The following is a 25,715-nucleotide window of genomic DNA, read 5'->3' on the forward strand; positions in this document are numbered from 1 at the left end:
GTTTTGCCCTTGAATCTGCGGGGTTGAGACGTGAAATAGGGGGTTAACCCGCAACGCTACGGAACGCAATGCCTACGCACTCAGAGACCCGCCAACTGCCCTATAGCGCGCAACAGATGTATGATCTTGTCGCCGATGTGGGCCGCTACCCTGAATTCCTGCCTTGGACCGCCGCCGCGCGCATCCGCAGCGACGAGGACCGCGGCGATCATCGGGTGATGGACGCCGATCTGGTGATCTCGTTCAAGGTCTTTCGGGAGCGGTTTACAAGCCGCGTCGTGCTGTGGCCCGAGGCCAAGAAGATCGATACGGAATACCTCGACGGACCCTTCAAGTATATGAAGTCAAACTGGCATTTCGAGGATAATCTCGAAGGCTGTCAGGTGCATTTTTTTGTCGATTTCGAATTTCGCAACGCGATCCTGCAAAAGGTGATCGGGGTGGTTTTCAACGAGGCGATGCAACGCATCGTGCGCGCCTTTGAGAACCGCGCGAAAGAGCTTTACGGCCCCAAGGGTTAAAGCGCCGCGAAGCCTCGCAGCAAAAGGCCGAGCGCATGGTCGCGGGCGGCCAAGCGCACGGCATCACGGCCCTGCGCGCCGAATTCCACCGTTTCTGTCTGAACCCCGGCTGCCGTGGCAAGGCCGAAACAGACGCGGCCCTCGGGCTTGTGCTCTGATCCGCCCGGGCCTGCGATGCCGGTGACGGAGACGGCGATCCGCGCTTCGGACCGCGCCAGTGCGCCTGCTGCCATTTCTGCGGCGACCTGTTCCGACACCGCACCCCAATCCGCCAGCGTCTCCTCCGACACGCCCAGCATCGCCATCTTCGCCGCATTGGTGTAGGTGACGAAACCCCGGTCCAGCAGCGCTGAGGAGCCCGGCAGATCGGTCAGCGCGGCGGCGAGCATGCCGCCGGTGCAGCTTTCCGCACAGGCGACCATCGCACCGGTTTCGCGGGCCTTTTCCAACAGTTGCGTGGCAAGGCTCATTTACAGCACCCCGTGATAAAGCGCGGCCAGCGCCATGACGCCGAGCGCCGCGAAAACCCCGGCAAAAATATCGTCCAGCATCACGCCCCAAGGCCCGCCCAGACGGTCGGCCCAGCCGATGATCAGCGGTTTGGTGATGTCGAACAGCCGGAACAGCGCGAAGGCGGCGATCCAACCGGGCCACATGGCAAGGATCGGGATTTGCATTGACCATGCGGCATAGGAGAGCGGCAAAAGCGCGATCCACTGGCCAACCAATTCATCGACCACCACCTCTCCGGGGTCATGATCCGGCCCGCCCGCGGTGTAGCGCCCGGTGGCCCACCAGCCCAAGGGAATGGCCACCAGAAGCCCGATCACCAGCAGCGGAAAGCCCCCCAACACATGCAATAGCCAAGCATAGGGCAGGGCGATGAGCGACCCCCAAGTGCCCGGCGCGGGGCGGATGTGGCCAACGCCCAGAAGCGTCGCGATCAGATGTGCTGCGGTCATGATTTCACCAATGTTGCCGTTGCCATACAGGCGATGCCTTCGCCCCGCCCGGTAAAGCCGAGGCGCTCGCTCGTGGTGGCTTTGACCGAAACGCGGTCGATCTCAATCCCCAGCATCTCGGCCATCGCGGCGCGCATCGGCTGCACATGCGGGCCGATCTTGGGCGTCTCGCAAATGAGCGTGCAATCGACGTGGGTTAGGGTGAAGCCCATGTCGCGCGCCAGTTCTGCGGCGTGACGCAGGAAGATATCGCTGCGCGCGCCTTTCCACTGCGGATCACTCGGCGGGAAATGCTGGCCGATGTCGCCGCGTGCAAGCGCGCCGTAAATGGCGTCGGTTACCGTGTGCAGCGCCACATCGGCGTCGGAATGGCCGACCAGCCCGTTGGTATGTGGGATGTCGATGCCGCAGAGGGTCACGTGATCTCCGGGGCCGAAAGCGTGCACGTCAAATCCGTTGCCGGTGCGAATGTCCATGCGGGTCTCCAATATGCGGGCGGCGCGGGCGAAATCCTCGGGCCGGGTGATTTTCAGGTTATCAGCGCTGCCTTGGGTGATGGCAACGGTCAGGCCAGCAGCGCGGGCGACCTCAACGTCATCCGCCGCTTGGCCATTATAAGCAGTATGCGCCGCACGGATCGCGGCGAGGTCAAAGCCCTGCGGTGTTTGCGCGGCGAAAAGGGCGCTTCGGTCTTGGGTGCCGGTGACGCGGCCTTCGTGCCCCTGCCAAAGCGCGTCACTCACGGGCAGCCCCGGCGCGGCGGCTTGATGTTGGTTAAGCGCGTCGATCACACCTAAGATGATCTGAGCCGAAACACAGGGCCGCGCGGCGTCATGGATCAGCACCTTCGTCGCCTGCTGGATCGCCGCAAGCCCGCGTTGGACCGAGGCCGCGCGGTCCGCCCCGCCGGTGGTGACGGTGATGCCATCCGCCGTAAATGCCGCCGCCTGATCCATGTCGTCCGCGTTCAGCACCAGCACGATTTCAGTGATCTGGGGCAGGGCGCGAAAGGCGGCGATCGTGTGGTCGATCACCCGCGCCCCCGCCAGCGCCTGCCATTGCTTCGGCTGCGGACCGCCGGCGCGACTGCCGCGACCTGCGGCAACGATCAGAGCTGCGATACTCATTTGGGCAATCCGGAAAAGCTGGCGAACATGGCCCTGTCTAGGCAATGCGGCGGCGGGGTGCAATCTGGGGTGACTGCCTAAAAAATGGGCAGTGCCTTGGCGCATAGCTGCTTTTCAGGGTAGTTTTATTGAGGTCACCCCGTGGCAGAGCTACACAGCAAGGGACCGCACAAGGATTAAGCACGTGACCGCCGACCCCCTGACATTCGACCCGCCGGTATTCCTCGCCCCGATGGCCGGGATCACCGATCTGCCCTATCGCAGCCTTGTCGCACGATTCGGGGCCGGATTGGTCGTGTCCGAGATGGTCGCCAGCCAAGAGTTGCTCAGCCGCCGCCCCGGCACGCGTGAGAAAGCGGAGCTGGGGCTGGATGTTGTCGGCACCTCCGTTCAGCTTGCCGGGCGCGAGGCCGAACCGATGGCCGAAGCCGCCCGCATGGTTGAGGCGATGGGCGCGCGGATCATCGACATTAACATGGGCTGCCCGGCCAAGAAGGTGACGCAGGGCGCCTCCGGCTCGGCACTGATGAAGACCCCCGATCACGCGCTGCGGCTGATCGAGGCGGTGGTCGGCGCGGTCAAGGTGCCGGTGACGCTGAAAACCCGGCTGGGCTGGGACGACAACATGCTCAACGCCGCCCCGATCGCCAAACGGGCCGAAGAGGTGGGCGTGCAGATGATCACAATTCACGGGCGCACGCGCTGTCAGTTCTACAAGGGCCGCGCCGATTGGGCCGCGATCCGGGCGGTGAAAGAGGCCGTGAATGTTCCCGTCATCGCCAATGGCGACATCATCGACAGTGACACGGCGCGCACGGCGCTGCGGCTGTCGGGGGCGGACGGTGTGATGGTGGGCCGCGGTGCGCAAGGTCGGCCGTGGCTGCTGGCGCAGATCGCCCATGATCTGCACGGACGGCCCAAGCCGATGATCCCGCAAGGGCAGGCGATGGCCGAGATGGTGGCCGAACATTACGACGAGATGCTGCGTTTCTACGGGGCCGAACTGGGTGCCAAGGTCGCGCGCAAACATCTGGGCTGGTATATGGATCACTGCGCCACCCCTGCCGATCTGCGCCGCGCGCTGCTCACGGCGCGCGAGGTGAAAACCACTTTCGATCTCATCGCGGAGGCCATGCAATATGACGCCGCCACCGCCCAACCCCGGGCCGCAGCATGAGAAGCGAGACCCCGGAGCGGCAGGTTTGGACCTCTCTGCCGGTGCCTGCTTTCATCGTCGGTGCCGATGACCAGGTCGTCGATCTGAACCCCTCAGCCGAAGGCTTCCTTAATGCCTCCGCCCGGGCCACGATCGGGCAGTCGATCTGGCAGTTGATCGCAGTGGATCACCCGCTTGAGGCCGCATTCGCCCGTGCGCGGCTGCAAGGCACGCCGCTTTTCGTCAATGACGTGGATGTGGGCGCGATGCAGCGCGCGCCCTTGCAGTGCGGCTTGCAGATCGCCCCGCTGGTGGGCGGCGCAGGTGAGATGGTCTTGATGATCACGCCGCGCGAATTGGCCGGGCGCATCACCCAAGATCACAGCGTGAAATCCGCCGCCAAATCCGCCATCGGCATGGCCGAGATGCTGGCCCATGAGATCAAGAACCCGCTGGCCGGGATCACCGGCGCGGCGCAGCTTTTGTCGATGAACCTGTCCAAGAATGATCTGGAACTGACCGATCTGATCGTCGCCGAAAGCCGCCGTATCGTGAAACTGCTGGAGCAGGTCGAGCAATTCGGAAATTTGACGGCGCCTGAGCGCAAGCCCGTGAATCTGCATGACGTGTTGGACCGCGCGCGCCGGTCGGCTCTGCTCGGCTTCGGCTCGCACATGAAAATCACCGAGGATTATGACCCCTCGCTGCCGCCCGCGCTTGGCGACAAGGACCAGCTTTTGCAGGTCTTGCTCAACCTTATTCGCAACGCGGCTGAGGCGGCGGGCGAGGCGGGGGGAACCATCCGGCTGCGCAGTTTCTATGAGCATGGCTTCCAACTGCGCCGCGCCGATGGGGATGGCCAGCCGCTGCCCCTCCAGATCGAAGTGATCGACGATGGCCCCGGCCTGCCGGATCATATCCGCGCCGATGTTTTCGATCCCTTCGTCTCGGGCCGGGAGAATGGCACTGGGCTGGGCCTCGCCTTGGTGAGCAAAATCATTTCAGACCACGGAGGCTGGATTTCTGTCAGTTCCGCCCCGGGTCGAACCGCATTCCGCATTTCGCTGCCGCGCGCAGGCGCCGCTGCCCTTAAGGAGAATTGACATGGATGGCACCATCCTCGTCGCCGATGACGACCGCACGATCCGCACCGTTCTGACCCAAGCGCTGACCCGCGCGGGCTGCAAGGTGCACGCCACTTCAAGCCTGACCACCCTGATGCGATGGGTCAGCGAGGGCAAGGGCGATGCGGTGATCTCTGACGTGGTCATGCCCGATGGCAACGGATTGGAAATGCTGCCGAAAATCGCGCAGGACCGGCCCGGCCTGCCGGTGATCGTGATCTCGGCGCAGAACACGATCATGACGGCGATCAAGGCGGCAGAGGCCGAAGCCTTTGACTATCTGCCCAAACCCTTCGACCTGCCGGACCTGATGAAACGCACGGCGCGCGCCTTGGAGCAGCGCACCACGCTGAGCCGTAAAGCCGCCGCCGATGACAGTGCTGAGATCGACGCAGAGCGTGATGATCTGCCGATGATTGGCCGCACCCCGGTGATGCAAGCGCTCTACCGCACCGTGGCGCGGGTGATGAACACCGACTTGCCGGTGCTGATCTGGGGCGAGAGCGGTTCGGGCAAGTCACTGATCGCGCGGGCTATTCACGACTTCTCTGATCGCCGCAGCCTGCCGTTCGTGACCGTGACGGATGCCGATCTTGCGGATATCGAAGGCCCCTCGCGGGTGCTGGCGCGGGTCGGCGGCGGCACCCTGATGATCGACGAGATCGCGGATTTCCCGCAGGATATTCAAGCCCGTCTGGTGCGGATGATGGACGCGCCGGGCGATGACGCGCCGCGTTTCATGGCCACCAGCCAAAGCGATCTGGATGCCGCGATGCAAGAGGGCAAGCTGCGCCGCGATCTCTATTACCGTCTGTCGGGGGCGACCCTCGAAGTGCCCGCCCTACGGGATCGGGTCGAGGATATCCCGCTTTTGGCCGACCACTTCTTGGCCCGCGCCAATCCCGGCCCTGCCTCGCCGCGCAAGCTGTCGGACAAGGCCGCGCAGATTCTGTTGAAATTCCCATGGCCCGGCAATGTGCGCCAGTTGGAACATGCGATGCGGCAACTCGCGCTGGCCAGTCAAGCGGCCGAGATCACGGCGAGCGAGGCTGAGCAGTTGCTGGGCGCGCAAAGCGGTCCGGCACCGATGCAGACCGAGGCGGATACCGAACGGCTGGGCGCCTCGGTCGAGCGGCATTTGCAACGCTACTTTGATCTGCACGGCTCCATGCTGCCGCCGCCGGGTCTCTACGCGCGGATTCTGCGTGAGGTTGAACTGCCGATGATCGAAATCGCCCTTGCCGCGACGGCAGGGAACCAGGCGAAATGTGCCGCTTTGCTGGGTATTAACCGAAATACTTTGCGCAAGAAGATCACCGACCTCGATATTGAGGTGACACGGGGCCGCAAGATGATGTAAAAGAGCCACATAACAGTGGCCATCGGGGAACTCCCCCGTTCAGGATCACATAATATGGCGGTTGATGCAGCGATGCATCACAACATCGGTGAGGTATGCGGGTGGCAACCCGGTCACGCAGGTTCAAGCTCGAGCGGTTGGGGCGTCTCAGGCGGGTCAAGCGGCTGCGCAATTGGTCCACCTTCGGGCTGGTGGTGCTGGGGCCGGTCTTGGCGCTGGCGACCTATTTGGCACTCGGGCCTCTGGGGCAGGGGGCGGATACGCTCAACCTGCGGCTCATTCTCTTGTCCGACCTCGTCTATGTGCTGCTGGTGGCGGCGCTGGTGCTGATCCAAGTCGGGCGGTTGATCTCGGCACGGCGCGCCAAATCGGCGGGGTCGCGGTTGCACCTGCGGTTGACGGGGGTCTTTGCGCTGATGGCGCTGATCCCGACGGTTACCGTGGCGATTTTCGCGGGGCTTACGGTGAATGTCGGGCTTGAAGGCTGGTTTTCCGACCGGGTCAGTGGCGTGGTCGGCTCGTCTTTGGCAGCGGCAGAGGCTTACGAGGCCGAGCAGCGCGAGGCGCTGATCTTGGACGCGCAGACCCTTGCCCGCAGCATCGACAGCGCCCGGGCACAGGGCATTAACCTCAGCGACAGTGAGCTTTTGGGCGAGGGCCAGCGGCAAATCCAACGGGGCCTGCGCGAAGCTTTTCTGATCGACAGCACCGCGCAGATCCGGGCACGGGGGGATCGGTCCTATCTCTTTGATTTCGAGGCCCCCACCGAGGCGCAGCTGGAAACCGCCAGCGAAGAGGGGCTTTTGGTCATCGAGGACTGGCCCAACAATGAATTCCGCGCGCTGGTGCCGATGGACGCCTATGTCGATCGTTTTCTCTATGTCTCCCGTGCGGTGGATGGTGAAATTCTCGCCCTGCTGGATGAAACCAAGGAGACGGTGCGCCTCTACCAACAGCTTGAATCCGAACGCGGGCGGCTGCTGTTCGAATTCGCCCTTGTCTATCTAGGCTTTGCGGTGATCCTCATTCTGGCCGCCGTTTGGCTGGGCCTGTGGTTTGCCGAACGGCTTTCCGGCCCGGTTGGGCGGCTCACGGGGGCCGCGCAGCAGGTGGGCGCGGGCGATTTGAACGTGCAGGTCCGCGAAGAAGAAGGCGATGACGAGATCGCCATGCTGGGCCGCTACTTCAACCAGATGACCCGGCAGTTGAAGGGCCAGCGGGAGACGCTGTTAGAGAATACTGACCAGATCGAACGCCGCCGCCGCCTGTTCGATTCCGTGCTAAGCTCGGTGACCTCGGGCGTGGTGGGGCTGGACCCCGAGGGGCGCGTGACGTTCGTCAACCGCTCGGCCATGCGGCTGCTGGATTGGTCCGAAGATCAGCAAAGCCTGCCGCTGACCCTTGCGGTGCCGGAGTTCGGCCCGCTGTTCGAGACGGTAAAGGCCGCCTCGGATGAGGTGGCGCAGGCCGAGGTTAAGGTCTCGCGCCAAGGGGCGATGGAGAACCTCTTGGTCCGCATGGCGACCCGCCGGTCCAAGGATGGCGATCTTGAGGGCTATGTGGTGGCCTTTGACGATGTGACCGATCTGGTCTCGGCGCAGCGCATGGCCGCATGGGGCGATGTGGCCCGCCGTATCGCGCATGAGATCAAGAACCCGCTGACGCCCATCCAGTTGAGTGCCGAGCGCATCCGCCGCAAGTTCGGCCCCAAGATGGCCGAGGGGGATGACGACGCGCTGGAGCAGATGACAGGCGTGATCATCCGCCAGACGGGCGACCTGCGGCGCATCGTGGATGAATTCTCGAAATTCGCGCGGATGCCGGAGCCGGAAACCAGCCGTCAGGACATCCGGCAGTTGCTGCGCGACGCGGTGCTGCTTCAGCAGAGCAGACAGGAAGACGTGGCGATCAAACTCGACCTGCCCGCAGAGCCGATCATGGCCAATATCGACGGCACGATGATTTCGCAGGCGCTGACCAATCTGATCAAGAACGCAGGCGAAGCCATTGAAAGCCTGAAGAAAGAGGGTGCGCCTGAAGGGCATGCACCGCAGATCCGCGTGACGCTCACGCCCGAGAACCGGCTCTTGCGGCTGACCATTGCCGACAATGGCATTGGCTTGCCCGAAGACCGCGCCCGGCTGTTTGAGCCCTATGTGACCACGCGCAGCGAGGGCACCGGTCTGGGCCTGCCCATCGTCAAAAAGATTATCGAGGAACACGGCGGCAGCCTGACGCTCGAAACCGCGCCCGCATTCGACGGGCAAGACCATAACGGTGCCATGGCAGTCATTTCGCTGCCCTTGGCCATCGACGCAACGACAGACCAAGGGGATAAGGCAGATGAGTGACATTCTGATTGTAGACGACGAACGCGACATCCGTGAGCTGATCTCGGACATCCTTGAGGATGAAGGTTTCGCCACGCGCTTGGCCAGCAATTCGGATGAGACGATGGCCGAGATCAACACCGAGGCACCGGCCCTGATCATCCTCGACATCTGGTTGAAAGACAGCCGCATGGACGGGATCGACATCCTCAAAACCGTTAAACGCGACAACCCGGATGTGCCGGTGGTGATCATCTCGGGCCATGGCAATATTGAGATTGCCGTGGCAGCGATCAAACAGGGCGCTTACGATTTTATTGAAAAGCCGTTCAACATCGATCAGTTGCTGGTGGTGATCCGCCGCGCGATGGAAACCTCGCGTCTGCGCCGGGAGAACCAGAACCTCAAGCGCCGTGATGTGGCAACCTCCGAGATGATCGGCACCTCCGCGCCCTATCGTGCTCTGCTGGGCCAGCTTGATAAGGTGACCAAATCCAATGGCCGCGTGATGCTGACCGGCCCCGCCGGATCGGGCAAGGAAGTGGCCGCGCGCTATATCCACGCCCATTCCGCCCGCGCCTCGGCGCCCTTTGTCACCGTCAACTGCGCCGGGGTGGCGCCCGACCGGATGGAAGAGGTGCTTTTTGGCCGCGAAACGCCGGACCGCGGAGTCGAGCCGGGGTTGCTGGAACAGGCCCACGGCGGGGTGATCTATTTCGATGAGGTCGCCGACATGCCGCTTGGCACCCAGTCCAAGATCCTGCGGGTGCTGGTCGATCAACAATTCACCCGCGTTGGCGGGACGGATAAGGTCCGGGTCGATCTGCGGGTGATCTCTTCGACGAACCGCGACCTTGATCAGGCGATCAAGGCTGATACCTTCCGGCAGGAACTCTATCACCGTCTGAACGTCGTGCCGATCGCCGTGCCCTCGCTTGAAGAGCGCCGGGAGGATATCCCGCTGCTGGCCGAACATTTCATCGCGGAATTCAACGCCTCGCAAGGTTTGCCGCAGCGCGCGCTGACCGAAGACGCCGTGGCGCTGATGCAGACGATGGTTTGGCCGGGCAACGTGCGCCAGCTCAAGAACCTTGTCGAACGGGTGCTGATCCTTGGCGATGGCACCGGCCCGATCGAAGCGCGGGAACTGCCGGGCGAAGAAGAGAATGGCAGCGATGAGGGGCGCGTGGTGCTTTCAGGCGCCTTGGCGACGCTGCCGCTGCGCGAAGCGCGCGAGGCGTTTGAGCGGGAATATCTGCTGACCCAGATAAACCGTTTCGGCGGCAACATCAGCCGCACCGCGAATTTCGTGGGGATGGAGCGCAGCGCCCTACACCGCAAGCTGAAATCGCTCGGCGTCGTGACCTCGGCCAAAGCGGGCGTGCGCGTGGCCCATGTGGACGAGGAAGTCGAAGCGGCGGGTTAAACCCCGCCGGTTGCGCGCGGGGGCTGCCCCGCGCGCGCTTGCGTCACCCTTGGGTGACGATCTGGAACGACCCATCGCTGTTGCGGATCACGCAGGACTTGGGGTTGAGCGCGGGCAGCGTGGTCGTCGCGCGCGTCGGTGCGGCGCGGGCCACATTGCGTGGGCAGGCGGGGATCGACACGGGCGCGAAACCTTTGTCGGCCATACATTGCGCCTCGACCCGGTTGCGTAGGTCTTCGTTCGGGTCAAAGGTCACCAATTCCCCCGGTACATAAAAACCGCCCCGTGTGGTGCAATTGTTGTCGGCATCGCAGTGGCGCCGCGCGGGCACATAGCGTGGCGGTTCGCGGCGGATTTGCGTCGAGATCGGCACGTCGCGCAGGGCCTGAACCTCGCAAGCGGTGGTGGTGCGATTGACCTGCGCGATACTCGCGCCCGGTTTGTAATAGGTGTTGAGCGGCGCACAGGCCGCCGCCGCCAAGCCGACAAAGGTCAGGGCGAAAGCGGAGCGGGAGGGGCGGGGAGATATCGGTTTCATGGCCCCATCATGCCGCCGTTGCGGGGCAAAGACAATTGATTTGACCCTTGCCAACCCATCTGTCATGCCCTCTAACCGACCTAAGACAACCCTCACACGATCTTTGCTCAGGGTAAGGAAGCCTTCATGAAAATCATCATTTGCGGCGCAGGGCAGGTGGGGTGGCAGATCGCCCGTCACCTCAGCGGAGAGCGCAACGATGTGACCGTGGTCGACAGCAATGCAGAATTGATCCGCCGCGCCACCGATACGTTGGATGTGCAGGGCATCGCCGGCTTCGCCAGCTACCCCGATGTGCTGGACCGTGCAGGCGCGCGCGACGCCGAGATGATCATCGCGGCGACCCATTCGGACGAGGTCAATATGGTGACCTGTCAGGTCGCGCATTCGGTCTTTGGCATCAACCGCAAGATCGCGCGGCTGCGCAGCCAGTCCTATCTCGACGCGATTTACTCTGATCTCTACCGCCGCGATCACATGCCGATCGACGTGGTGATTTCCCCCGAGAAGGAGGTCGCGACCGCCGCGCTTCAACGGCTCAGCGCGCCCGCCGCTTTCGATACCGAGATTTTCATGGAGGGGCAGGCGCAGCTTTTGGGCATTTCGATCGACAGCGATTGCCCGGTGGTGAACACGCCGTTGCGGCAGCTCACCGATCTCTTCTCAACCCTCCGTGCAGTCGTCGTGGGCGTGCGCCGCGATGGCACGCTATTCGCGCCCGAGGCGAAGGACCAGCTTTTCGTCGGCGATGATTGCTATGTCTTCTCGCATCACGACGACATCGCCCGCACGATGGAGATTTTCGGCAAGCAAACCACCAAGCAAGAGCGTGTCGTGCTCGTGGGCGGCGGCAATGTCGGCCTGACCGTGGCGCAGCACCTTGAGGCCGGGCCGCTGCGCGTGCGCACCAAGATGATTGAGAAGAACCGCAAATGCGCCGAGCGCGCTGCCGAAGGGTTGGAACGAACAATCGTGCTCAATGGCGACGGGCTGGATGCGGCGCTGCTGGCCGAGGCGGGCATCAGCCGCGCCGATGCGATGCTGGCGGTGACCGACGACGATAAGACCAACATGCTGTCTTGCGTCCGCGCCAAGGCCGAGGGCTGCCCCTATGTCATCGCGCTGATCAACGACCCGACGCTGGTGCCGCTGATGACCCACCTTGGAATCGACGCCTATATCAACCCGCGCGCCACGACAGTGAGTTCGATCCTGCGTCACATCCGCCATGGCCGGGTGCGGGCGGTCTATTCCATCGGTGACGCCGAGGCCGAGGTGATTGAGGCCGAAGTGCTGTCAACCTCGCCCCTTGCGGGCAAGAAAGTCTCGGAAATCGACTTCCCCGAAGGGGTTTTGATCGGCATGCTGCGCAAAGAAGGCAAGGTCATTCGCCCCTTGGGCAGCACGCGGATCGACGAAGGCGATGTGGTCGCCCTCTTTGCTCTGGCCGAGGATGTGCCGCGGGTCGAACAGCTTTTGCAGGTCTCGATCGACTTTTTCTAAGCGCAGGAGCGCCTTTGTGACGCAACCGACCCGCATAGGCCCGGCCGGCATCCGCCGGGAGATTGTGCAGCTGCCACTGTTCTTGCAGCTGTTCGGCGTCTCCGCCCTGTCGATGATCTTGCCGTCGATCCACGGGCTGGTGATGAACGATCATTTGGCCAGCCGCGCCTTTCTTTATGCGGGGCTTTTGGGGCTTGTGGCCTTCACGCTGATCGCCATCGCCCATGCCGGGCGCAAACCTTTGGACGGGGCGCTCGGGCCGCTTTTGTCGTTGCTCTCGGCCTTTGTGTTGCTGCCGGTGTTCTTTGCGGTGCCTTTTCTTGAGGCGCTGCCGACGACGCGTTTCGTGAATGTTTATTTCGAGATGGTCAGCGCCCTGACCACCACTGGGGCCACCATGTTCAACCCCGAACGGTTGAGCGACACGCTGCATCTGTGGCGCGCGCAGGTTGGCTGGATGGGCGGGCTGCTAATGTGGGTCACGGCCTCGGCCATTCTGGCCCCGCTGCATTTGGGGGGCTTTGAGGTCACGGCGCAGGCCGAGCCGGGGCGGCCTGATGACCGGATCAACACGCGGATGGGCCGGATCACCCCGCGCCAACGGCTGCTGCGCACCACGCAGGCGCTGCTGCCGATCTACTTCGGGCTGACACTTCTGCTGTGGCTCTTGCTCGTCATCGGGGGAGAGACGGCCTTGGTGGCGCTTTGCCATGCCATGTCGGTCATGGCGACCTCGGGCATCTCGCCCATCGGCGGTGTGGCTGAGGCGCAGGTCGGCGTGACGGGCGAGGCGGTGATGATGCTCTTCATGCTTTTCGCCCTGTCGCGGCTGACCTTTTCCAAGGATACCGTCACCGCAACCCAAGGCGGGCTGATGACCGATCCTGAGTTTCGCATCGGGCTTTTGGTGGTGATCGGTGTGCCGCTGCTGCTGTTCGCGCGCCATTGGATTGGCGCTTTTGAGGTGGAGGTCGAGGTCGACGGCACCCGCGCCTTGCACGCGCTTTGGGGCGGGCTGTTCACGGTGCTGTCCTTCCTGTCGACCACCGGTTTCGTCTCTGAGCATTGGGCCGATGCGCAGAATTGGTCGGGGCTGCGCACGCCGGGGCTGGTGCTCATGGGGCTTGCGCTGATCGGCGGCGGGGTGGCCACCACGGCGGGCGGGGTGAAACTGCTGCGGGTCTTTGCGCTTTACCAAAACGGCGTGCGCGAGATGGACCGGCTGGTCTATCCCAACTCCGTCAGCGGGGCGGGGGCGGCCGGGCGGCGTTTGCAAAGCAACGGGGCTTTCATCGCTTGGATCTTCTTCATGCTCTTCGCCATGTCACTGGCCGGGGTGACCCTGCTGCTGACCCTGACCGGCGCCTCCTTCGATGCGGCAGTCGTCATGTCGGTGGCTACGCTCTCCACCACGGGGCCGCTGATCGAACATGCCGCCGACAAACCCATTCACCTGATCGAGCTGGGATTGGCGGCCAAAGTCATCCTCAGCGGTGCCATGGTGCTGGGGCGGCTCGAAACCTTGGCGATTATTGCGCTGATGACCCCGAATTTGTGGCGCGCTTGACACGTTTGCCCCATGATCCGCCCTAGTCCACTGATATTGGGGCTGGAAACTCACGCTTTCGCACTCCATACTTGAGGCAATGGGGGGGTCCGGTACGCGGACGCCAGCAAGAACAAAAGGCGAGACTACGATGGCGTCAGACAGACAGAACCTTCAGGATGCGTTCCTAAACCACGTTCGCAAGACCAAAGTACCGGTGACAATTTTCCTGATCAATGGCGTCAAATTGCAGGGCGTCATTACTTGGTTTGACAACTTCTGCGTTCTGCTGCGCCGCGACGGTCAATCGCAACTTGTGTACAAACACGCGATTTCGACCATCATGCCGAGCCAGCCGATCAGCCTATATGAGGGCGAAGACGCTTCTTGAGCCGTCCAGCATTTCAGATCGACAACAGCGACGGGCCCCGCGTAACGCGCGCTTGGGTGCTGCATCCTGATATCAAATCCGACAACGACCGGCGCGCGCCCGAGCCCGCGCTGGCCGAAGCCGTGGCACTGGCCGAGGCGCTGCCTGAGCTTGAGGTGGTGGGATCCGAAGTTGTGCCCCTGCGCACCGTTCATGCCGGGATGCTCTTCGGGAAGGGCAAGATCGAGGAGCTCGATCAGCGCATGAAGGGGGCAGAGGTCGAGCTCGTGCTGGTCGATGGCCCCGTGACCCCGGTACAGCAGCGCAATCTTGAGAAGGCTTGGGGCGTCAAACTGCTCGACCGGACCGGGCTGATTCTCGAAATCTTCAGCGACCGTGCGGCGACCCGCGAAGGGGTGCTTCAGGTTGAGATGGCCGCGCTGAACTATCAGCGCACGCGGCTTGTCCGCGCATGGACCCACCTTGAGCGGCAGCGCGGCGGTTTGGGCTTTGTCGGCGGTCCGGGTGAGACCCAGATCGAGGCCGACCGCCGTGCCATCGACGACCAATTGGTGCGCCTGCGGCGCCAGTTGGAGAAAGTCGTTAAAACCCGCGCCCTGCACCGCGCCGCACGGGCCAAGGTGCCGTTCCCGATCGTGGCCCTAGTGGGCTATACCAACGCCGGGAAATCCACGCTTTTCAACCGCTTGACCGGGGCCGAGGTCATGGCCAAAGACATGCTCTTTGCCACGCTCGACCCGACCATGCGCAGCCTCGTGTTGCCCGATGGGCCTGAGATCATCCTCAGCGACACGGTGGGTTTCATCAGCGATCTGCCCACGGAACTCGTCGCCGCCTTCCGCGCCACGCTGGAAGAGGTTTTGGCCGCCGATATCATCTGCCATGTGCGCGATGTCTCCCACGCCGAGACCGAGGAGCAGGCGCAGAACGTGCGCGATATTCTCGCCTCTCTCGGCGTCCCGAAAGAGACCCGCAGTTTCGAGGTATGGAACAAGCTGGACCTGCTGCCCGAAGACCGGGCCGAGGCCATGCGCGCCCGTGCTGCGCGCAACGATGATGTGCTGGCGATCTCGGCCATCACCGGCGAGGGGCTGGAGACGCTGCAAGAAACCATCGCCGAGGCGCTGCAAGGTGCAGTGCGCGAGGCTGTGCTGACCCTCGGTTTCGCCGACGGCAAGAAACGCGCTTGGCTGTTCGCGCAGGACGTGGTCGAGGGCGAGCGCCAGACCGACGACGGGTTCGAGATCACCGTGCGCTGGTCCGCGCGGCAAGAGGCGGAATTCCAGCAAATTTGACGGGTTTGCCATGGGCGGTGAAATTTTGCCGCCCCCGGCATCGAATTCCGCGCGTCGCGCCGCATATGGTCCTATGACCAGAAACGGAGCGCGCCACATGACCCTCGTTATCCTCTACCTCTCAACCGTCGTCATCTTTCTCGGGCTGGACTATCTCGGGCTGACCTATCTCATCAAACCTGCGTTCGAGCGTGATATCGGCAACTGGCTGTTGGATGAATTCCGCATCGCCCCGGCGCTGATCTTCTATGCCTTCTTCGTGGCCGTGGTGTTGTGGTTCGTCTCTTGGCCCGCGATGGTGCAGGATCATTCGCTGCTCTGGGTCTTTGGCAATGCGTTGCTGATCGGGGCGATGGGCTATGGCACCTATGAGTTCACCAATTTGGCGACGCTCAAGGATTGGACATGGGCCATGGTCGCGCGCGACTTCACTTGGGGCTCGGTCCTGACCGGGACGGCGGCGACGGCGGGTGTGGCGATCACCCGCGCCTTTACCTAACGGCCCGTTTCGGTCGACCAGCGCCATGCGCCGGGTTGCAGCCCGGCCAGCGTCCAGTCGCCCACGCTTTCACGGATCAGCCGCAGCGTGGGCAAGCCAACATGGGCCGTCATGCGCCGCACTTGCCGGTTGCGCCCCTCGCGGATGGTGATGCGCAGCCAAGCGTCGGGCACCGTTTTGCGAAAGCGCACCGGTGGGTCGCGGGGCCAAAGCGGATCGGGCGCGTCGATCTGGTCCACTTGGGCGGGCTTCGTAAGGCCGTCCTTCAGTTCGACACCTTTGCGCAGCGCGTCGAGCGCCGCGGCATCCGGCGTGCCTTCGACCTGCACCAGATAGCTCTTGGGCCGTTTGTATTTGGGATGCGCGATGCGGGCCTGCAGCGGGCCGTGGTCGGTCAGCACCAAAAGCCCTTCGCTGTCGCGGTCGAGCCGCCCTGCGGGATAGAACCCCTTTTCATCGACATAGGCGGAGAGGGTGGGCCGGGTGCTGCCTTCGGTGCCTTTGTCGGTGAATTGCGACAGCACGCCATAGGGTTTGTTCAGCAAGATTACGCGGGCGGTCATTGGGCAGGCTCCAATCGGGTCACGCCCACGGCGGCGGCGCGGGCCAGTTCGGCGTCCAGCGACATCGGGATATATTCGCCCCGCCGCCAGAGTTGCGCCATATCATCGTAATGCCGCGACAGGAAATGCCCCGATTGCCCGGTTGAGGTGACAAAGACCGAACTGTCGGGATCGGCGAAATCGTAAACCCCGCGATAGCCCGCGCCGTGAACGTTAAAGAAGGGGTCTTTGCCCGTGCCGCGTGTCAGCCCGCGTTGCAGGGTGTTGTCCCCGCCCGAGGTCGACTGCCGGATGTTGACGAAATAGCGCAGCAGCGGCACGTCGCCCAGCACCGGGTGGTCATGGGTGGCCTGATGCGCGTCACCCCAGCGGAGGGATTCAAGCTGCGTGCCCCATGTCTCGTTGATCCACAACAGCGCGTCGTCGAGCGCCAGCCGCGCCATGTCGTGGCAGGTCTCCACCGGGGCGGATTGGCGCACGTCGCACCATTTCGCGGCGCCCTGCACATCGCGAAAGGCGCGTTCGATGAAGAGCGGCTGGATATGGGTGAACTTCTCGGCCAGCGGTCCCAACTCATCGCGGATCAGCCGGTCCTGCAGGGCGCGGATCCACGCGGCATAGATCAGCGGCTCGGGCAGGTGTTCGTTCATCTCACCCGACCAACCGGCGAGCAGGTCGAGCGCGCGCTGGCGCTGGCGCTCCGGCGTGCCGTCGGGGGCGGCCTCTCCGGTGAACCACAGCTCGGCGCCGATGAGCGGTAGCAGCGACCGGGCTGTGGGGCTGACGGTATCAAGCTGCGCTTCGATGAAACTATCGCGGGTATGCACCTCGCGGTTCTGCATCAGCCGTTGCCAACGCTGCACCCGCTGCGTGTCGCCCCAGACAAAGGAGACGTGGTTGGGGAAGGGGCGGTCGACCGTCTTGTTGTTGGTATTGCCAAGGATGCCGCCTGCGGGGGCGATGAATTCGGGGTTCGCGGTATAGGGCAGCATCCCGTCCCAGCGGTTGGCGGCGATCCAACCGGGGCTGGGCATGCGCCCTTCGCTTTGGTGATTGGCATCGCGGCGCGGCATGGCGCCAATGGTCTTCATCGCGATGGTATCGCGGTCGACCAGCGTGAGGTTCTGCGCGGGCGCCACATAGTCGGTCACGGCATTGATCGCCTGCTGCACCGATTTCGCGCGCATCACCTTCATCGCGGCGGCGAGCGAGGTGTCCTCTTCGGTAAAGAGGGTTGAGGCGACAGAGGCCACATGCCCCGGCGGGGTGATGCTGCCAAGGTTGTAGTGGCTCCCGGGCAGCACCGGGCCATTGTCGGTCCAACGCAGGGTGACAGTGATCGGATCGGCATCGGCGATATTGATGATCGACGCGCGTTTGCGGAACTTCTTGAACCCGTTGGGCGTGCGGTATTCCTCGGCGTTGTCGGGGTTCAGCTCTTCGATATAGACGTCTTGATCGTCGACATAGGCGGTGGTCAGCCCCCAGCCCAGATCGGCGCTGCGGCCCGTGAGCACCACCGGCATGCCCGGGATGGTGCCACCGATCACGCCGCCGGTCTCAAGCTCCAACCGGGCGAGATACCAGATCGCGGGCGCGGTGAAGCCCAAATGCGGGTCATTGGCCAAAAGCGTGCCCCCCGCAGCAGAGCGCGAGGGCGCGGCGGCCCAAGCGTTGGAAGCCCCGGCGAAGGCCTGCCGTTTGAAGGGCGACAGCGGGTGGCGCGCCATCGGCGCTGCGGCGGCGTGGCGGCGGCTGACCTCGGGGAAGAGGGCGGCATATTCGGGCAGGGCGGCGACCCCGCTGCCCGGCGCTTCGGGCAGGATGTCGCGCAGACGGTCCGGGTCGCTCAACTCTAGCGAGACACGCGCGCGCAGCACTTCGGCCTCCAGATGGCCCGACATTTGCAGGCCCATGAGCTTGGTGATCGCCAGTGAATCCGCAGGCCGCCACGGGGCCATGGGCGCATTGAAAAGCCACATCTCGGGCGCACCGCGGCCCAAGGCTTCGGTGTTGATCTGGTCGAGGCGCGCGTTGATCCCGGCGGAATAGGCCTCAAGCGCCGCTTCGGTTTCGGGGTCGAGCTTATCCGCCGCCGCCACGGCAAGCCGGTAGATGTCATAGCGCCGCATCAGCTTGTCGGTGGTGATCGTGGCGGTGCCGAAGACCTCGGACAGACGCCCCTGCGCGGTGCGGCGCAGGGTGATCAATTGCCACAGCCGGTCTTGGGCATGGGCGAAACCGAGGCCGAAAAAGACATCCTCATCGCTCTGCCCGAAGATATGCGGCACATTGGCATTGTCGCGCACGATCTCGACCGGGGCGCTGACGCCCGCGACCTCGACCGTATCATCATAGTCGGGCAGGGACCGCGCGGCGAACCAATAGACCAGCACCAAAACCAAGACGCTCAGCGCGACGAGAAACACCGCCAATCGGATAAGCCAGCGAAACATCAATGCCATCGGGGGATCCTCGACTGGCGCGCAGATTGACCGGAGCGCGCAGGGTGGTAGGTGTAATGACAGGGAATAACGCAACTGAATGACAAGGAAAAGCACATGGCAAAGCTCGCGTTTTTGGGACTGGGGGTCATGGGGGCTCCGATGGCGGGGCATCTGCAAAAGGCGGGCCACGATGTGACCGTCTACAACCGCACCGAAGCCAAGGCAGACGACTGGGTGAAAACCTATGGCGGCGCCATGGCCAAGACCCCGCGTGCGGCCGCAAAGGATGCGGATTTCGTGATCGCCTGCGTGGGCAATGACGACGATCTGCGCTCAGTCTGTTTGGGGGAAGACGGGGCCTTTGGCGGCATGACGGCAGGGGCGATCTTTGTTGATCACACCACCGTTTCGGCGGCCGTGACGCGTGAGCTTTATGCCGCCGCCGATGAGGCGCAGGTGAGCTTTGTCGACGCGCCGATCTCAGGCGGTCAGGCGGGCGCGGAAAACGGTCAATTGTCGATCATGTGTGGCGGCGACGAAGGCGCTTTTGACCGGGCGCTGCCGATCATGGAAGTCTACGCGAAAATTTGCCGCCGCATTGGCGACAGCGGCGCGGGCCAGATGACCAAGATGTGCAACCAGATCGCCATCGCCGGTCTGGTGCAGGGCCTGTCTGAGGCGCTGCATTTCGCCAAGAAGGCGGGGCTTGATGGCCGCGCGGTGGTCGAGGTGATTAGCCAAGGCGCGGCAGGCTCATGGCAGATGGAAAACCGCTATGAGACCATGCTCGACGACAAGTTCGATCACGGCTTTGCAGTGGATTGGATGCGCAAGGATTTGGGCATCTGTCTCGATGCGGCGGATGAGACGGGGGCGAGCCTGCCGGTGACCGCGCTGGTCGATCAGTTCTACAAAGACGTGCAGAAGATGGGCGGCGGGCGTTGGGATACGTCGAGCCTGTTCAAGCGGTTGCAGAACCTCGGGTAACGCGCGACCGGCCGTTTAGCCCATTGCCCCAAACAAAAACGCCCGGCTTAAAGCCGGGCGTTTGCTTTCCGCAGGCGCGGGTAGCCCTTAGGGAATGATCCGCGTGTATTTCGTGCCTTCCAGCGTCGCGCCGATGCGCAGGCCCGCGCGGCCAAAGACGGCGGCCAGCACAGGGGCCATCACGGTCGTGGTATCGGCGTTCACGCTGTCGCCCTTGTCGGAGATCACATATTCCAGCCCGGCACCCGCGGCCCAGCCGGGCGAGCGGCGGAATTCGCGCAAGGCAGGTTCGGTCATGAAGAACAGCACATGCGCATATTGCTGCGCGCCGATCTGCAAGCCGCCCGAGGCTTTGGTCACCGAATAATAGTCCACCGTCACGTCGTTCACGCGCAGCGCGCCGCGCCCGTAGGCACCGCCAAAGCCGAGGCCCGCTTCGGTCACCAGCGGCATGACCAACATGCCATTGGCCTTTTCGGCCAATTGCCGGGTGTTGGGATAGCCGCGGTACATCTCGGCCAAGGTCGCGTCCACGCGCGCGTCGATCATCGCGCTGCCGCGTCCGCCCACGCCATTGCCGCAGGCCGCGGTCGCGCCGAGCGCCGAAAGGGCGCCCAATGTCACGAAGCGCCGGTTATATGTCTGATTGGTCATCTTTTCTGCCTGTATATTCAAGATCGGTTGCCTGCTGCCGGTTTTCCCGACTTATGCGCGAGATTACGCATAATCACGCGGCTTGTCATGTTGATTGGCCCCTTTGCGCAGATTTACGCCCTTAGGTCACGCGCTTTTGAGCAAAAGCCGGGCGACATCGGGGGCGAAATAGGTCAGCACGCCGTCGCAGCCCGCGCGTTTGAAGGCCAGAAGGCTCTCCATCATCGCGCGTTCGCCGTCGATCCAACCTTGGTCTGCCGCGCCCTTAATCATGCTGTATTCGCCCGAGACCTGATAGGCGAAGGTCGGCGCGCCGAAGGCGTCTTTCACCCGGCGGCAAATATCAAGGTAGGGCATCCCCGGTTTCACCATGACCATATCCGCCCCCTCCGAGAGGTCGCGCGCCACCAGCCGCAGAGCCTCATCGCTGTTGGCGGGATCCATCTGATAGGTCTTCTTGTCGCCGGTCAGGGCCGAGGAGGCGCCGACCGCGTCGCGGAAGGGGCCGTAGAAGGCACTGGCGTATTTCGCGGCATAGCTCAGGATCAATACATCCTGATGGCCGGCTTCTTCGAGACCTGCGCGGATCGCGCCGATGCGCCCGTCCATCATATCCGAAGGGCCGATGATATCCGCCCCTGCTTCGGCCTGTGCCAGCGCCATCTTGACCAGCGCCTCGACCGTGCGGTCGTTCACGATGATGCCGTCTTCGACGAAACCGTCATGGCCGTTGATGTTATAGGTATCGAGCGCCACATCCGTCATCACCACCATCTCCGGCACCGCGTCTTTGATCGCGGCGATGGCGCGGTTGGTGGCGTTCTGCGGATCCCATGCGCGGGCGCAATCCTCGGTCCGGTCTTCAGGCCCGGTATAGGGGAAGACGCAGACCGTGCCGATGCCCAGATCCGCCGCCGCACGCACCGCCGGGACCAGCGTGTCGACCGAGCGGCGCATGACACCGGGCATGGAGGGGATCGGCTCTTCCACGCCTTCGCCTTCGCGCACGAAAACCGGCCAGATCAGATCGCCCAATTGCAGGTCATTCTCGCGCACCAGCGCGCGGATACCGGCATTGGCACGGGTGCGGCGCAGGCGTGTGGCGGGGAAGGGGGCGTGGACGGGTTGCATCAATTATACCTCAGAATGGCTTGGCAAGGGCTTGCCATGTATTTTTGAACGCCTCAACCCTATGAATTGTCGCGCCGGACCGCTAAGAGATCCGAACTCAATATTCGGACGAGCACGCCTTGGACTGGTATCAAACCCTTTTCGAAATGATCGACATGCGCTCTTTCTCGAACCTTTGGTTCTGGATCGCGCTGGCTGTGATGTGGTCAACGGCAAGCCACTGGGTGCTGGGCGTGCCCTTCGACATGGTCCTGCGCGCCCGGCGCTATGGCGGAGAGGCCGAGGCCGATCTGGAAGACATCGTGCGGATCAACGTGAACCGGATGCTCTATATCTCGCAGGTCTCTGGGCTGTGGCTCTTGGGGCTGGGGTTCTTCGCGCTGACCTCTCTGGTGCTTTTGGGGTTCGTCTATGGCATCGAATTCGCCCAAGCCTTGCTGCTCTTGGGCTTTCCCATGTCGCTGGTGGGGCTTTTGAGCCTGTCGACCGCGCGGCTCATTCGCATCGAAGGGTCGACCGGTGAGGTGCTGCGGCGGCGATTGATGCGGCACCGGCTTTACACCCAGATCATCGGCATGGTCTCGATCTTCGTGACCGCGCTTTGGGGAATGTATCAAAATCTAAGCATCGGCCCGCTGGCGGGTTGACAGCCCCCCTCCGAGGGCCAATTGAGACCCGATGAACGATCCGCGCAATATCACCCTCTCCGGCGTTCCCGAAGGCTATGATGCCCGCGCCATCCTCGATGAAATCGCCAAGGGCGGCCAGCCGGTGGTCCATGTGGCGCGCGATGACAAGCGCATGGCGGCGATGCAGGCTGCCTTGCGGTTCTACGCCCCCGACATGCCGGTCGTCACTTTCCCGGGGTGGGATTGCCTGCCCTATGACCGGGTGTCACCCAATGCCGATATCTCGGCCCGGCGGATGGCAACGCTGGCGGCGCTGGTGCATGGGATGCCCGATCAGTTCGTCCTGCTGACGACCTTGAACGCGGCCAGCCAACGCATTCCCGCCCGCGACACCCTGCGCGACGCGGCCTTTGCCGCCCGCGTGGGCAGCCGGATCGACGAAAAGGCGCTGCGCGCGTTTCTGGTGCGCATGGGCTTTGTGCAAAGCCCCACGGTGATGGAGCCGGGCGACTACGCGGTGCGCGGCGGGATCATCGACATTTACCCGCCCGGCGATCTTGGTCCGGTGCGGCTTGATCTCTTCGGCGACGTGCTGGATGGCGCGCGGCGGTTTGATCCGGCGACGCAGCGGACCACAGAAAAGCTCGATCTGGTCGAGCTTGCCCCGGTGAGCGAGGTCATCCTCGACGAGGCCGCGATCACCCGGTTCCGCCAGAACTACCGCATCGAATTTGGTGCAGCGGGCACCGACGATCCGCTTTACGAGGCGATCAGTGCGGGCCGCAAACATCAGGGTGCGGAGCATTGGCTCGCGTTTTTCCACGATGATCTGGAAACGCTTTTCGACTATCTGCCCAAGGCGACGGTCACTCTGGACGATCAACTGACCCCGATGCGGATTGCCCGGTGGGAAACCATCGAAGACCAGTATGAGACCCGCAAACTGGCGATGAAGACGCGCTCGAAGATGGACAGCGTGTACAAACCGGCCCCACCTGAGGGGCTGTACCTGACCGATGAGGCCTGGACCCAAGCGTTGCTGGATCACCGCGTCATCCAGTTCAACCCGCTACCGCAGCCCACGGGCCCGGGAGTGCTGGATGCAGGCGCGCGGCTCGGGCGCAACTTCGCCCCTGAGCGTCAGCAGGAATCCGTTAGTCTTTTCGGTGCTTTGGCCGCGCATATTAAAGCAAAGCTTGAAGCTGGGCCGGTGCTGATCGCCAGCTACTCCGAAGGCGCGCGGGAGCGCCTGACTGGGCTGATCGAAGACGAAGGTCTGGCCGAGGCGATCCCGGTGATGGATGCCACCCGCATCGGCAAGCGCGGGCTGCATCTGGCGGTTTGGGCGTTGGAGCATGGGTTCGAGGCGCCGGGGATGACGGTGATCTCCGAACAGGACGTGCTGGGCGACCGTCTGATCCGTGCGCCAAAACGCAAACGCCGGGCCGAGAACTTCCTGACCGAGGCGCAAAGCCTCAGCCCCGGCGATCTGGTGGTTCATGTCGACCACGGCATCGGGCGCTATCACGGGATGGAGGTGGTTACCGCCGCCGGGGCCGCGCATGAGTGCCTTGTGCTGGAATATGCCGAACAGTCAAAGCTTTACCTGCCGGTGGAGAATATCGAACTGCTGTCGCGCTACGGCCATGAGGAAGGGCTTCTCGACAAGCTCGGCGGCGGGGCATGGCAGTCGAAAAAGGCCAAGCTCAAAGAACGCATTCGCGAGATGGCGGACAAGCTCATCCGCATCGCCGCCGAACGCAGCCTGCGTAAAGCGCCCGTGCTCGACCCGCCGCCGGGCATGTGGGACGCCTTCTCGGCCCGTTTCCCTTACACGGAAACCGACGACCAGCTCCGCGCCATCGGTGATGTGATCGACGATCTGACCTCCGGCAACCCGATGGACCGTCTGGTCTGCGGCGATGTGGGTTTCGGCAAGACCGAGGTGGCGATGCGCGCGGCTTTCGTCGCGGCCATGTCGGGCGTGCAGGTCGCGGTGATCGCGCCGACGACCCTGTTGGCGCGGCAGCACTACAAGAGCTTCGCGGAACGCTTCCGCGGCTTCCCGATCAACGTGCGGCAACTCAGCCGTTTCGTCTCGGCCAAAGAGGCGGCGGCGACGCGTGAGGGGATGGCCAAGGGCACGGTCGATATCGTGATCGGCACCCATGCGCTGCTGGCAAAGGGGATTCGTTTCAACGACCTCGGCCTGTTGATTATTGATGAAGAACAACACTTTGGCGTCACCCATAAGGAGCGGTTGAAGGCGCTGCGCACGGACATCCACGTGTTGACCCTCACCGCCACGCCGATCCCGCGCACTTTGCAACTGTCGCTGACCGGCGTGCGCGATCTGTCGATCATCGGCACGCCGCCCGTGGACCGCCTGTCGATCCGTACCTATGTCAGCGAGTTCGACGCGGTGACTATCCGCGAGGCGCTCTTGCGCGAGCATTACCGCGGCGGGCAGAGCTTCTACGTGGTGCCGCGCGTGAGTGACCTGCGCGAGATCGAGGAGTTTTTGAAGGCACAACTGCCCGAGCTTTCTTACGTCGTGGCCCACGGCCAGATGGCGCCGGGGGAGCTCGACGACCGGATGAACGCTTTCTACGACGGTAAGTTCGACATTCTGTTGGCCACGACCATCGTGGAATCCGGCCTCGACATCCCTACCGCCAACACGATGATCGTGCACCGCGCGGATATGTTCGGGCTGGCGCAGCTCTATCAGATCCGGGGCCGGGTGGGGCGCTCAAAAACGCGCGCCTATGCCTATCTCACGACCAAGCCACGCGCCAAGCTGACCGACACGGCCCAGAAACGCCTGCGGGTGCTGGGCAGCCTCGACACGCTCGGCGCGGGCTTCACGCTGGCCTCCCAAGACCTCGACATTCGCGGCGCGGGCAACCTGCTGGGCGAAGAACAGTCCGGCCAGATGCGCGACGTGGGTTTCGAGCTTTATCAGTCTATGCTGGAAGAGGCGATCGCCAAGATCAAGGCAGGCGAGCTTGAGGGGTTGTCCGAGGCCGACGAGCAATGGGCGCCGCAGATCAACCTTGGCGTTCCGGTGCTGATCCCCGAGGACTATGTGCCCGATCTCGACGTGCGGCTTGGCCTCTACCGCCGCCTGAGCGAGCTATCGACCAAGGTCGAGCTGGAAGGCTTCGCCGCCGAGCTGATCGACCGTTTCGGCAAGCTGCCGAAGGAGGTCAACACGCTGATGCTGGTGGTGCGGATCAAGGCGATGTGCAAACGCGCCGGGATTGCCAAGCTCGACGGCGGGCCAAAGGGCGCGACGATCCAGTTCCACAACGACAAGTTCGCCTCGCCCGAGGGGCTGGTGAAGTTCATTCAGGACCAGCGCGGGCTGGCCAAGGTCAAGGACAACAAGATCGTCGTGCGCCGGGATTGGAGGACGGATGCCGATAAGATCAAAGGCGCCTTCGCCATCGCGCGCGATTTGGCCGAACATGTGATCGCCAAGGAAAAGACCGCGAAAAAGGCCAAGGCGAAGGGCTAAACCTTT

The 25,715-nt window shown here is 63.5% G+C and carries 22 protein-coding genes; 14 read left to right on the forward strand and 8 right to left on the reverse strand.

The annotated features are described in order from the left end of the window. Positions 1-68 precede the first annotated feature (68 nt). Positions 69-521 carry a type II toxin-antitoxin system RatA family toxin gene (locus ACGYLO_RS16910; protein WP_168613460.1) on the forward strand — a complete coding sequence of 151 codons (453 nt, stop codon included), beginning with the start codon at positions 69-71 and terminating at the stop codon, positions 519-521. Here ACGYLO_RS16910 and ACGYLO_RS16915 read toward each other — a convergent pair. From ACGYLO_RS16915 to ACGYLO_RS16925, 3 genes are read right to left on the reverse strand one after another with little or no spacing between them, the layout of a single operon-like run. Then, a complete protein-coding gene (locus ACGYLO_RS16915) occupies positions 518-991 on the reverse strand; it encodes a CinA family protein (RefSeq protein ID WP_271687403.1) in 474 nt (157 codons plus the stop codon). The two genes, ACGYLO_RS16910 and ACGYLO_RS16915, sit on opposite strands and share 4 nt — an antisense overlap. Beyond that, on the reverse strand, positions 992-1,483 hold the full coding sequence (locus tag ACGYLO_RS16920; protein WP_067264054.1) for a phosphatidylglycerophosphatase A: 492 nt from the start codon (positions 1,481-1,483) through the stop codon (positions 992-994). It lies immediately after the preceding gene. Continuing rightward, a complete protein-coding gene (locus ACGYLO_RS16925) occupies positions 1,480-2,610 on the reverse strand; it encodes a bifunctional 2-C-methyl-D-erythritol 4-phosphate cytidylyltransferase/2-C-methyl-D-erythritol 2,4-cyclodiphosphate synthase (protein ID WP_271687401.1) in 1,131 nt (376 codons plus the stop codon). Before ACGYLO_RS16925 ends, ACGYLO_RS16920 begins: the two co-directional genes overlap by 4 nt. Before the next feature lie 184 nt (positions 2,611-2,794). On the opposite strand from ACGYLO_RS16925, the gene dusB reads away from it, so the two are divergent. From dusB to ACGYLO_RS16950, 5 genes are all read left to right on the forward strand, one after another. Further along, positions 2,795-3,787 (forward strand): tRNA dihydrouridine synthase DusB, encoded by a 993-nt coding sequence (gene dusB, locus ACGYLO_RS16930; RefSeq protein ID WP_276154320.1) that lies wholly within the window; start codon positions 2,795-2,797, stop codon positions 3,785-3,787. Then, a complete protein-coding gene (locus ACGYLO_RS16935) occupies positions 3,784-4,869 on the forward strand; it encodes a nitrogen regulation protein NR(II) (protein ID WP_271687400.1) in 1,086 nt (361 codons plus the stop codon). The genes dusB and ACGYLO_RS16935 overlap by 4 nt, the downstream gene beginning before the upstream one ends. 1 nt (position 4,870) lies before the next feature. Beyond that, positions 4,871-6,250 carry a response regulator gene (locus ACGYLO_RS16940; RefSeq protein WP_067264060.1) on the forward strand — a complete coding sequence of 460 codons (1,380 nt, stop codon included), beginning with the start codon at positions 4,871-4,873 and terminating at the stop codon, positions 6,248-6,250. A 95-nt stretch (positions 6,251-6,345) separates the two neighbouring features. Then, positions 6,346-8,601 (forward strand): PAS domain-containing sensor histidine kinase, encoded by a 2,256-nt coding sequence (locus ACGYLO_RS16945; RefSeq protein WP_271687397.1) that lies wholly within the window; start codon positions 6,346-6,348, stop codon positions 8,599-8,601. After that, complete coding sequence (locus ACGYLO_RS16950) at positions 8,594-10,006, forward strand: sigma-54 dependent transcriptional regulator (RefSeq protein WP_209218858.1); 1,413 nt, start codon at positions 8,594-8,596, stop codon at positions 10,004-10,006. The genes ACGYLO_RS16945 and ACGYLO_RS16950 overlap by 8 nt, the downstream gene beginning before the upstream one ends. Positions 10,007-10,049: 43 nt before the next feature. Here ACGYLO_RS16950 and ACGYLO_RS16955 read toward each other — a convergent pair whose 3' ends face one another. Further along, positions 10,050-10,544 (reverse strand): hypothetical protein, encoded by a 495-nt coding sequence (locus tag ACGYLO_RS16955; protein ID WP_271687394.1) that lies wholly within the window; start codon positions 10,542-10,544, stop codon positions 10,050-10,052. Between the two features lie 126 nt (positions 10,545-10,670). On the opposite strand from ACGYLO_RS16955, the gene trkA reads away from it, so the two are divergent. The 5 genes from trkA (at position 10,671) to ACGYLO_RS16980 (ending at position 15,778) form a co-directional block, all read left to right on the forward strand. Continuing rightward, positions 10,671-12,047 carry a Trk system potassium transporter TrkA gene (gene trkA / locus ACGYLO_RS16960; protein WP_271687392.1) on the forward strand — a complete coding sequence of 459 codons (1,377 nt, stop codon included), beginning with the start codon at positions 10,671-10,673 and terminating at the stop codon, positions 12,045-12,047. A gap of 16 nt (positions 12,048-12,063) precedes the next feature. Then, positions 12,064-13,614: a TrkH family potassium uptake protein gene (locus ACGYLO_RS16965; protein ID WP_394374178.1), complete on the forward strand. Its 1,551-nt coding sequence runs from the start codon at positions 12,064-12,066 to the stop codon at positions 13,612-13,614. Between the two features lie 130 nt (positions 13,615-13,744). After that, positions 13,745-13,984, forward strand: coding sequence for an RNA chaperone Hfq (gene hfq, locus ACGYLO_RS16970; RefSeq protein WP_007119530.1), 240 nt, complete (start codon positions 13,745-13,747; stop codon positions 13,982-13,984). Further along, a complete protein-coding gene (gene hflX / locus ACGYLO_RS16975) occupies positions 13,981-15,279 on the forward strand; it encodes a GTPase HflX (RefSeq protein ID WP_271687378.1) in 1,299 nt (432 codons plus the stop codon). Before hfq ends, hflX begins: the two co-directional genes overlap by 4 nt. A 97-nt stretch (positions 15,280-15,376) precedes the next feature. Next, a complete protein-coding gene (locus ACGYLO_RS16980; protein ID WP_271687377.1) occupies positions 15,377-15,778 on the forward strand; it encodes a DUF2177 family protein in 402 nt (133 codons plus the stop codon). Here the strand turns inward: ACGYLO_RS16980 and ACGYLO_RS16985 are convergent. Together ACGYLO_RS16985 and ACGYLO_RS16990 are read right to left on the reverse strand one after the other, a co-directional pair. Further along, the gene (locus ACGYLO_RS16985) at positions 15,775-16,341 is read right to left on the reverse strand and encodes a pseudouridine synthase (protein ID WP_271687376.1); all 567 of its coding nucleotides are present in this window, start codon (positions 16,339-16,341) and stop codon (positions 15,775-15,777) included. The two genes, ACGYLO_RS16980 and ACGYLO_RS16985, sit on opposite strands and share 4 nt — an antisense overlap. Then, complete coding sequence (locus tag ACGYLO_RS16990) at positions 16,338-18,806, reverse strand: penicillin acylase family protein (RefSeq protein WP_271687374.1); 2,469 nt, start codon at positions 18,804-18,806, stop codon at positions 16,338-16,340. Before ACGYLO_RS16990 ends, ACGYLO_RS16985 begins: the two co-directional genes overlap by 4 nt. A 96-nt stretch (positions 18,807-18,902) precedes the next feature. On the opposite strand from ACGYLO_RS16990, the gene ACGYLO_RS16995 reads away from it, so the two are divergent. Continuing rightward, entirely contained in the window at positions 18,903-19,775 is an 873-nt protein-coding gene (locus ACGYLO_RS16995; RefSeq protein ID WP_271687373.1) for an NAD(P)-dependent oxidoreductase, read from the forward strand. Positions 19,776-19,862: 87 nt separating this feature from the next. On the opposite strand, the gene ACGYLO_RS17000 is transcribed toward ACGYLO_RS16995, so the two are convergent. Together ACGYLO_RS17000 and hemB are read right to left on the reverse strand one after the other, a co-directional pair. Further along, complete coding sequence (locus ACGYLO_RS17000; RefSeq protein WP_209218849.1) at positions 19,863-20,429, reverse strand: YSC84-related protein; 567 nt, start codon at positions 20,427-20,429, stop codon at positions 19,863-19,865. 126 nt (positions 20,430-20,555) lie between these two features. Next, the gene (gene hemB / locus ACGYLO_RS17005) at positions 20,556-21,560 is read right to left on the reverse strand and encodes a porphobilinogen synthase (RefSeq protein ID WP_271687372.1); all 1,005 of its coding nucleotides are present in this window, start codon (positions 21,558-21,560) and stop codon (positions 20,556-20,558) included. 119 nt (positions 21,561-21,679) lie between these two features. Between hemB and ACGYLO_RS17010 the strand changes: the two genes are divergently transcribed. Both ACGYLO_RS17010 and mfd read left to right on the forward strand, forming a co-directional pair. Next, positions 21,680-22,207, forward strand: coding sequence for a component of SufBCD complex (locus tag ACGYLO_RS17010; protein ID WP_136720314.1), 528 nt, complete (start codon positions 21,680-21,682; stop codon positions 22,205-22,207). Between the two features lie 31 nt (positions 22,208-22,238). Further along, entirely contained in the window at positions 22,239-25,709 is a 3,471-nt protein-coding gene (gene mfd / locus ACGYLO_RS17015; RefSeq protein ID WP_271687371.1) for a transcription-repair coupling factor, read from the forward strand. The last annotated feature ends 6 nt before the right edge of the window (positions 25,710-25,715 follow it).

It is taken from the genome of Sulfitobacter sp. 1A13353 (assembly GCF_043557255.1).
Taxonomy (GTDB): Bacteria; Pseudomonadota; Alphaproteobacteria; order Rhodobacterales; family Rhodobacteraceae; genus Sulfitobacter; species Sulfitobacter faviae.

Excerpts from the sequence above, each read along its gene's own strand:
- ACGYLO_RS16910 (WP_168613460.1), top strand. The coding sequence starts at position 69 with ATGCCTACGCACTCAGAGACCCGCCAACTGCCCTATAGCGCGCAACAG.
- ACGYLO_RS16915 (WP_271687403.1), bottom strand. The coding sequence starts at position 991 with ATGAGCCTTGCCACGCAACTGTTGGAAAAGGCCCGCGAAACCGGTGCG.
- ACGYLO_RS16920 (WP_067264054.1), bottom strand. The coding sequence starts at position 1,483 with ATGACCGCAGCACATCTGATCGCGACGCTTCTGGGCGTTGGCCACATC.
- ACGYLO_RS16925 (WP_271687401.1), bottom strand. The coding sequence starts at position 2,610 with ATGAGTATCGCAGCTCTGATCGTTGCCGCAGGTCGCGGCAGTCGCGCC.
- ACGYLO_RS16935 (WP_271687400.1), top strand. The coding sequence starts at position 3,784 with ATGAGAAGCGAGACCCCGGAGCGGCAGGTTTGGACCTCTCTGCCGGTG.
- ACGYLO_RS16940 (WP_067264060.1), top strand. The coding sequence starts at position 4,871 with ATGGATGGCACCATCCTCGTCGCCGATGACGACCGCACGATCCGCACC.
- ACGYLO_RS16945 (WP_271687397.1), top strand. The coding sequence starts at position 6,346 with ATGCGGGTGGCAACCCGGTCACGCAGGTTCAAGCTCGAGCGGTTGGGG.
- ACGYLO_RS16950 (WP_209218858.1), top strand. The coding sequence starts at position 8,594 with ATGAGTGACATTCTGATTGTAGACGACGAACGCGACATCCGTGAGCTG.
- ACGYLO_RS16955 (WP_271687394.1), bottom strand. The coding sequence starts at position 10,544 with ATGAAACCGATATCTCCCCGCCCCTCCCGCTCCGCTTTCGCCCTGACC.
- trkA (WP_271687392.1), top strand. The coding sequence starts at position 10,671 with ATGAAAATCATCATTTGCGGCGCAGGGCAGGTGGGGTGGCAGATCGCC.
- hfq (WP_007119530.1), top strand. The coding sequence starts at position 13,745 with ATGGCGTCAGACAGACAGAACCTTCAGGATGCGTTCCTAAACCACGTT.
- ACGYLO_RS16980 (WP_271687377.1), top strand. The coding sequence starts at position 15,377 with ATGACCCTCGTTATCCTCTACCTCTCAACCGTCGTCATCTTTCTCGGG.
- ACGYLO_RS16985 (WP_271687376.1), bottom strand. The coding sequence starts at position 16,341 with ATGACCGCCCGCGTAATCTTGCTGAACAAACCCTATGGCGTGCTGTCG.
- ACGYLO_RS16990 (WP_271687374.1), bottom strand. The coding sequence starts at position 18,806 with ATGGCATTGATGTTTCGCTGGCTTATCCGATTGGCGGTGTTTCTCGTC.
- ACGYLO_RS16995 (WP_271687373.1), top strand. The coding sequence starts at position 18,903 with ATGGCAAAGCTCGCGTTTTTGGGACTGGGGGTCATGGGGGCTCCGATG.
- ACGYLO_RS17000 (WP_209218849.1), bottom strand. The coding sequence starts at position 20,429 with ATGACCAATCAGACATATAACCGGCGCTTCGTGACATTGGGCGCCCTT.
- hemB (WP_271687372.1), bottom strand. The coding sequence starts at position 21,560 with ATGCAACCCGTCCACGCCCCCTTCCCCGCCACACGCCTGCGCCGCACC.
- mfd (WP_271687371.1), top strand. The coding sequence starts at position 22,239 with ATGAACGATCCGCGCAATATCACCCTCTCCGGCGTTCCCGAAGGCTAT.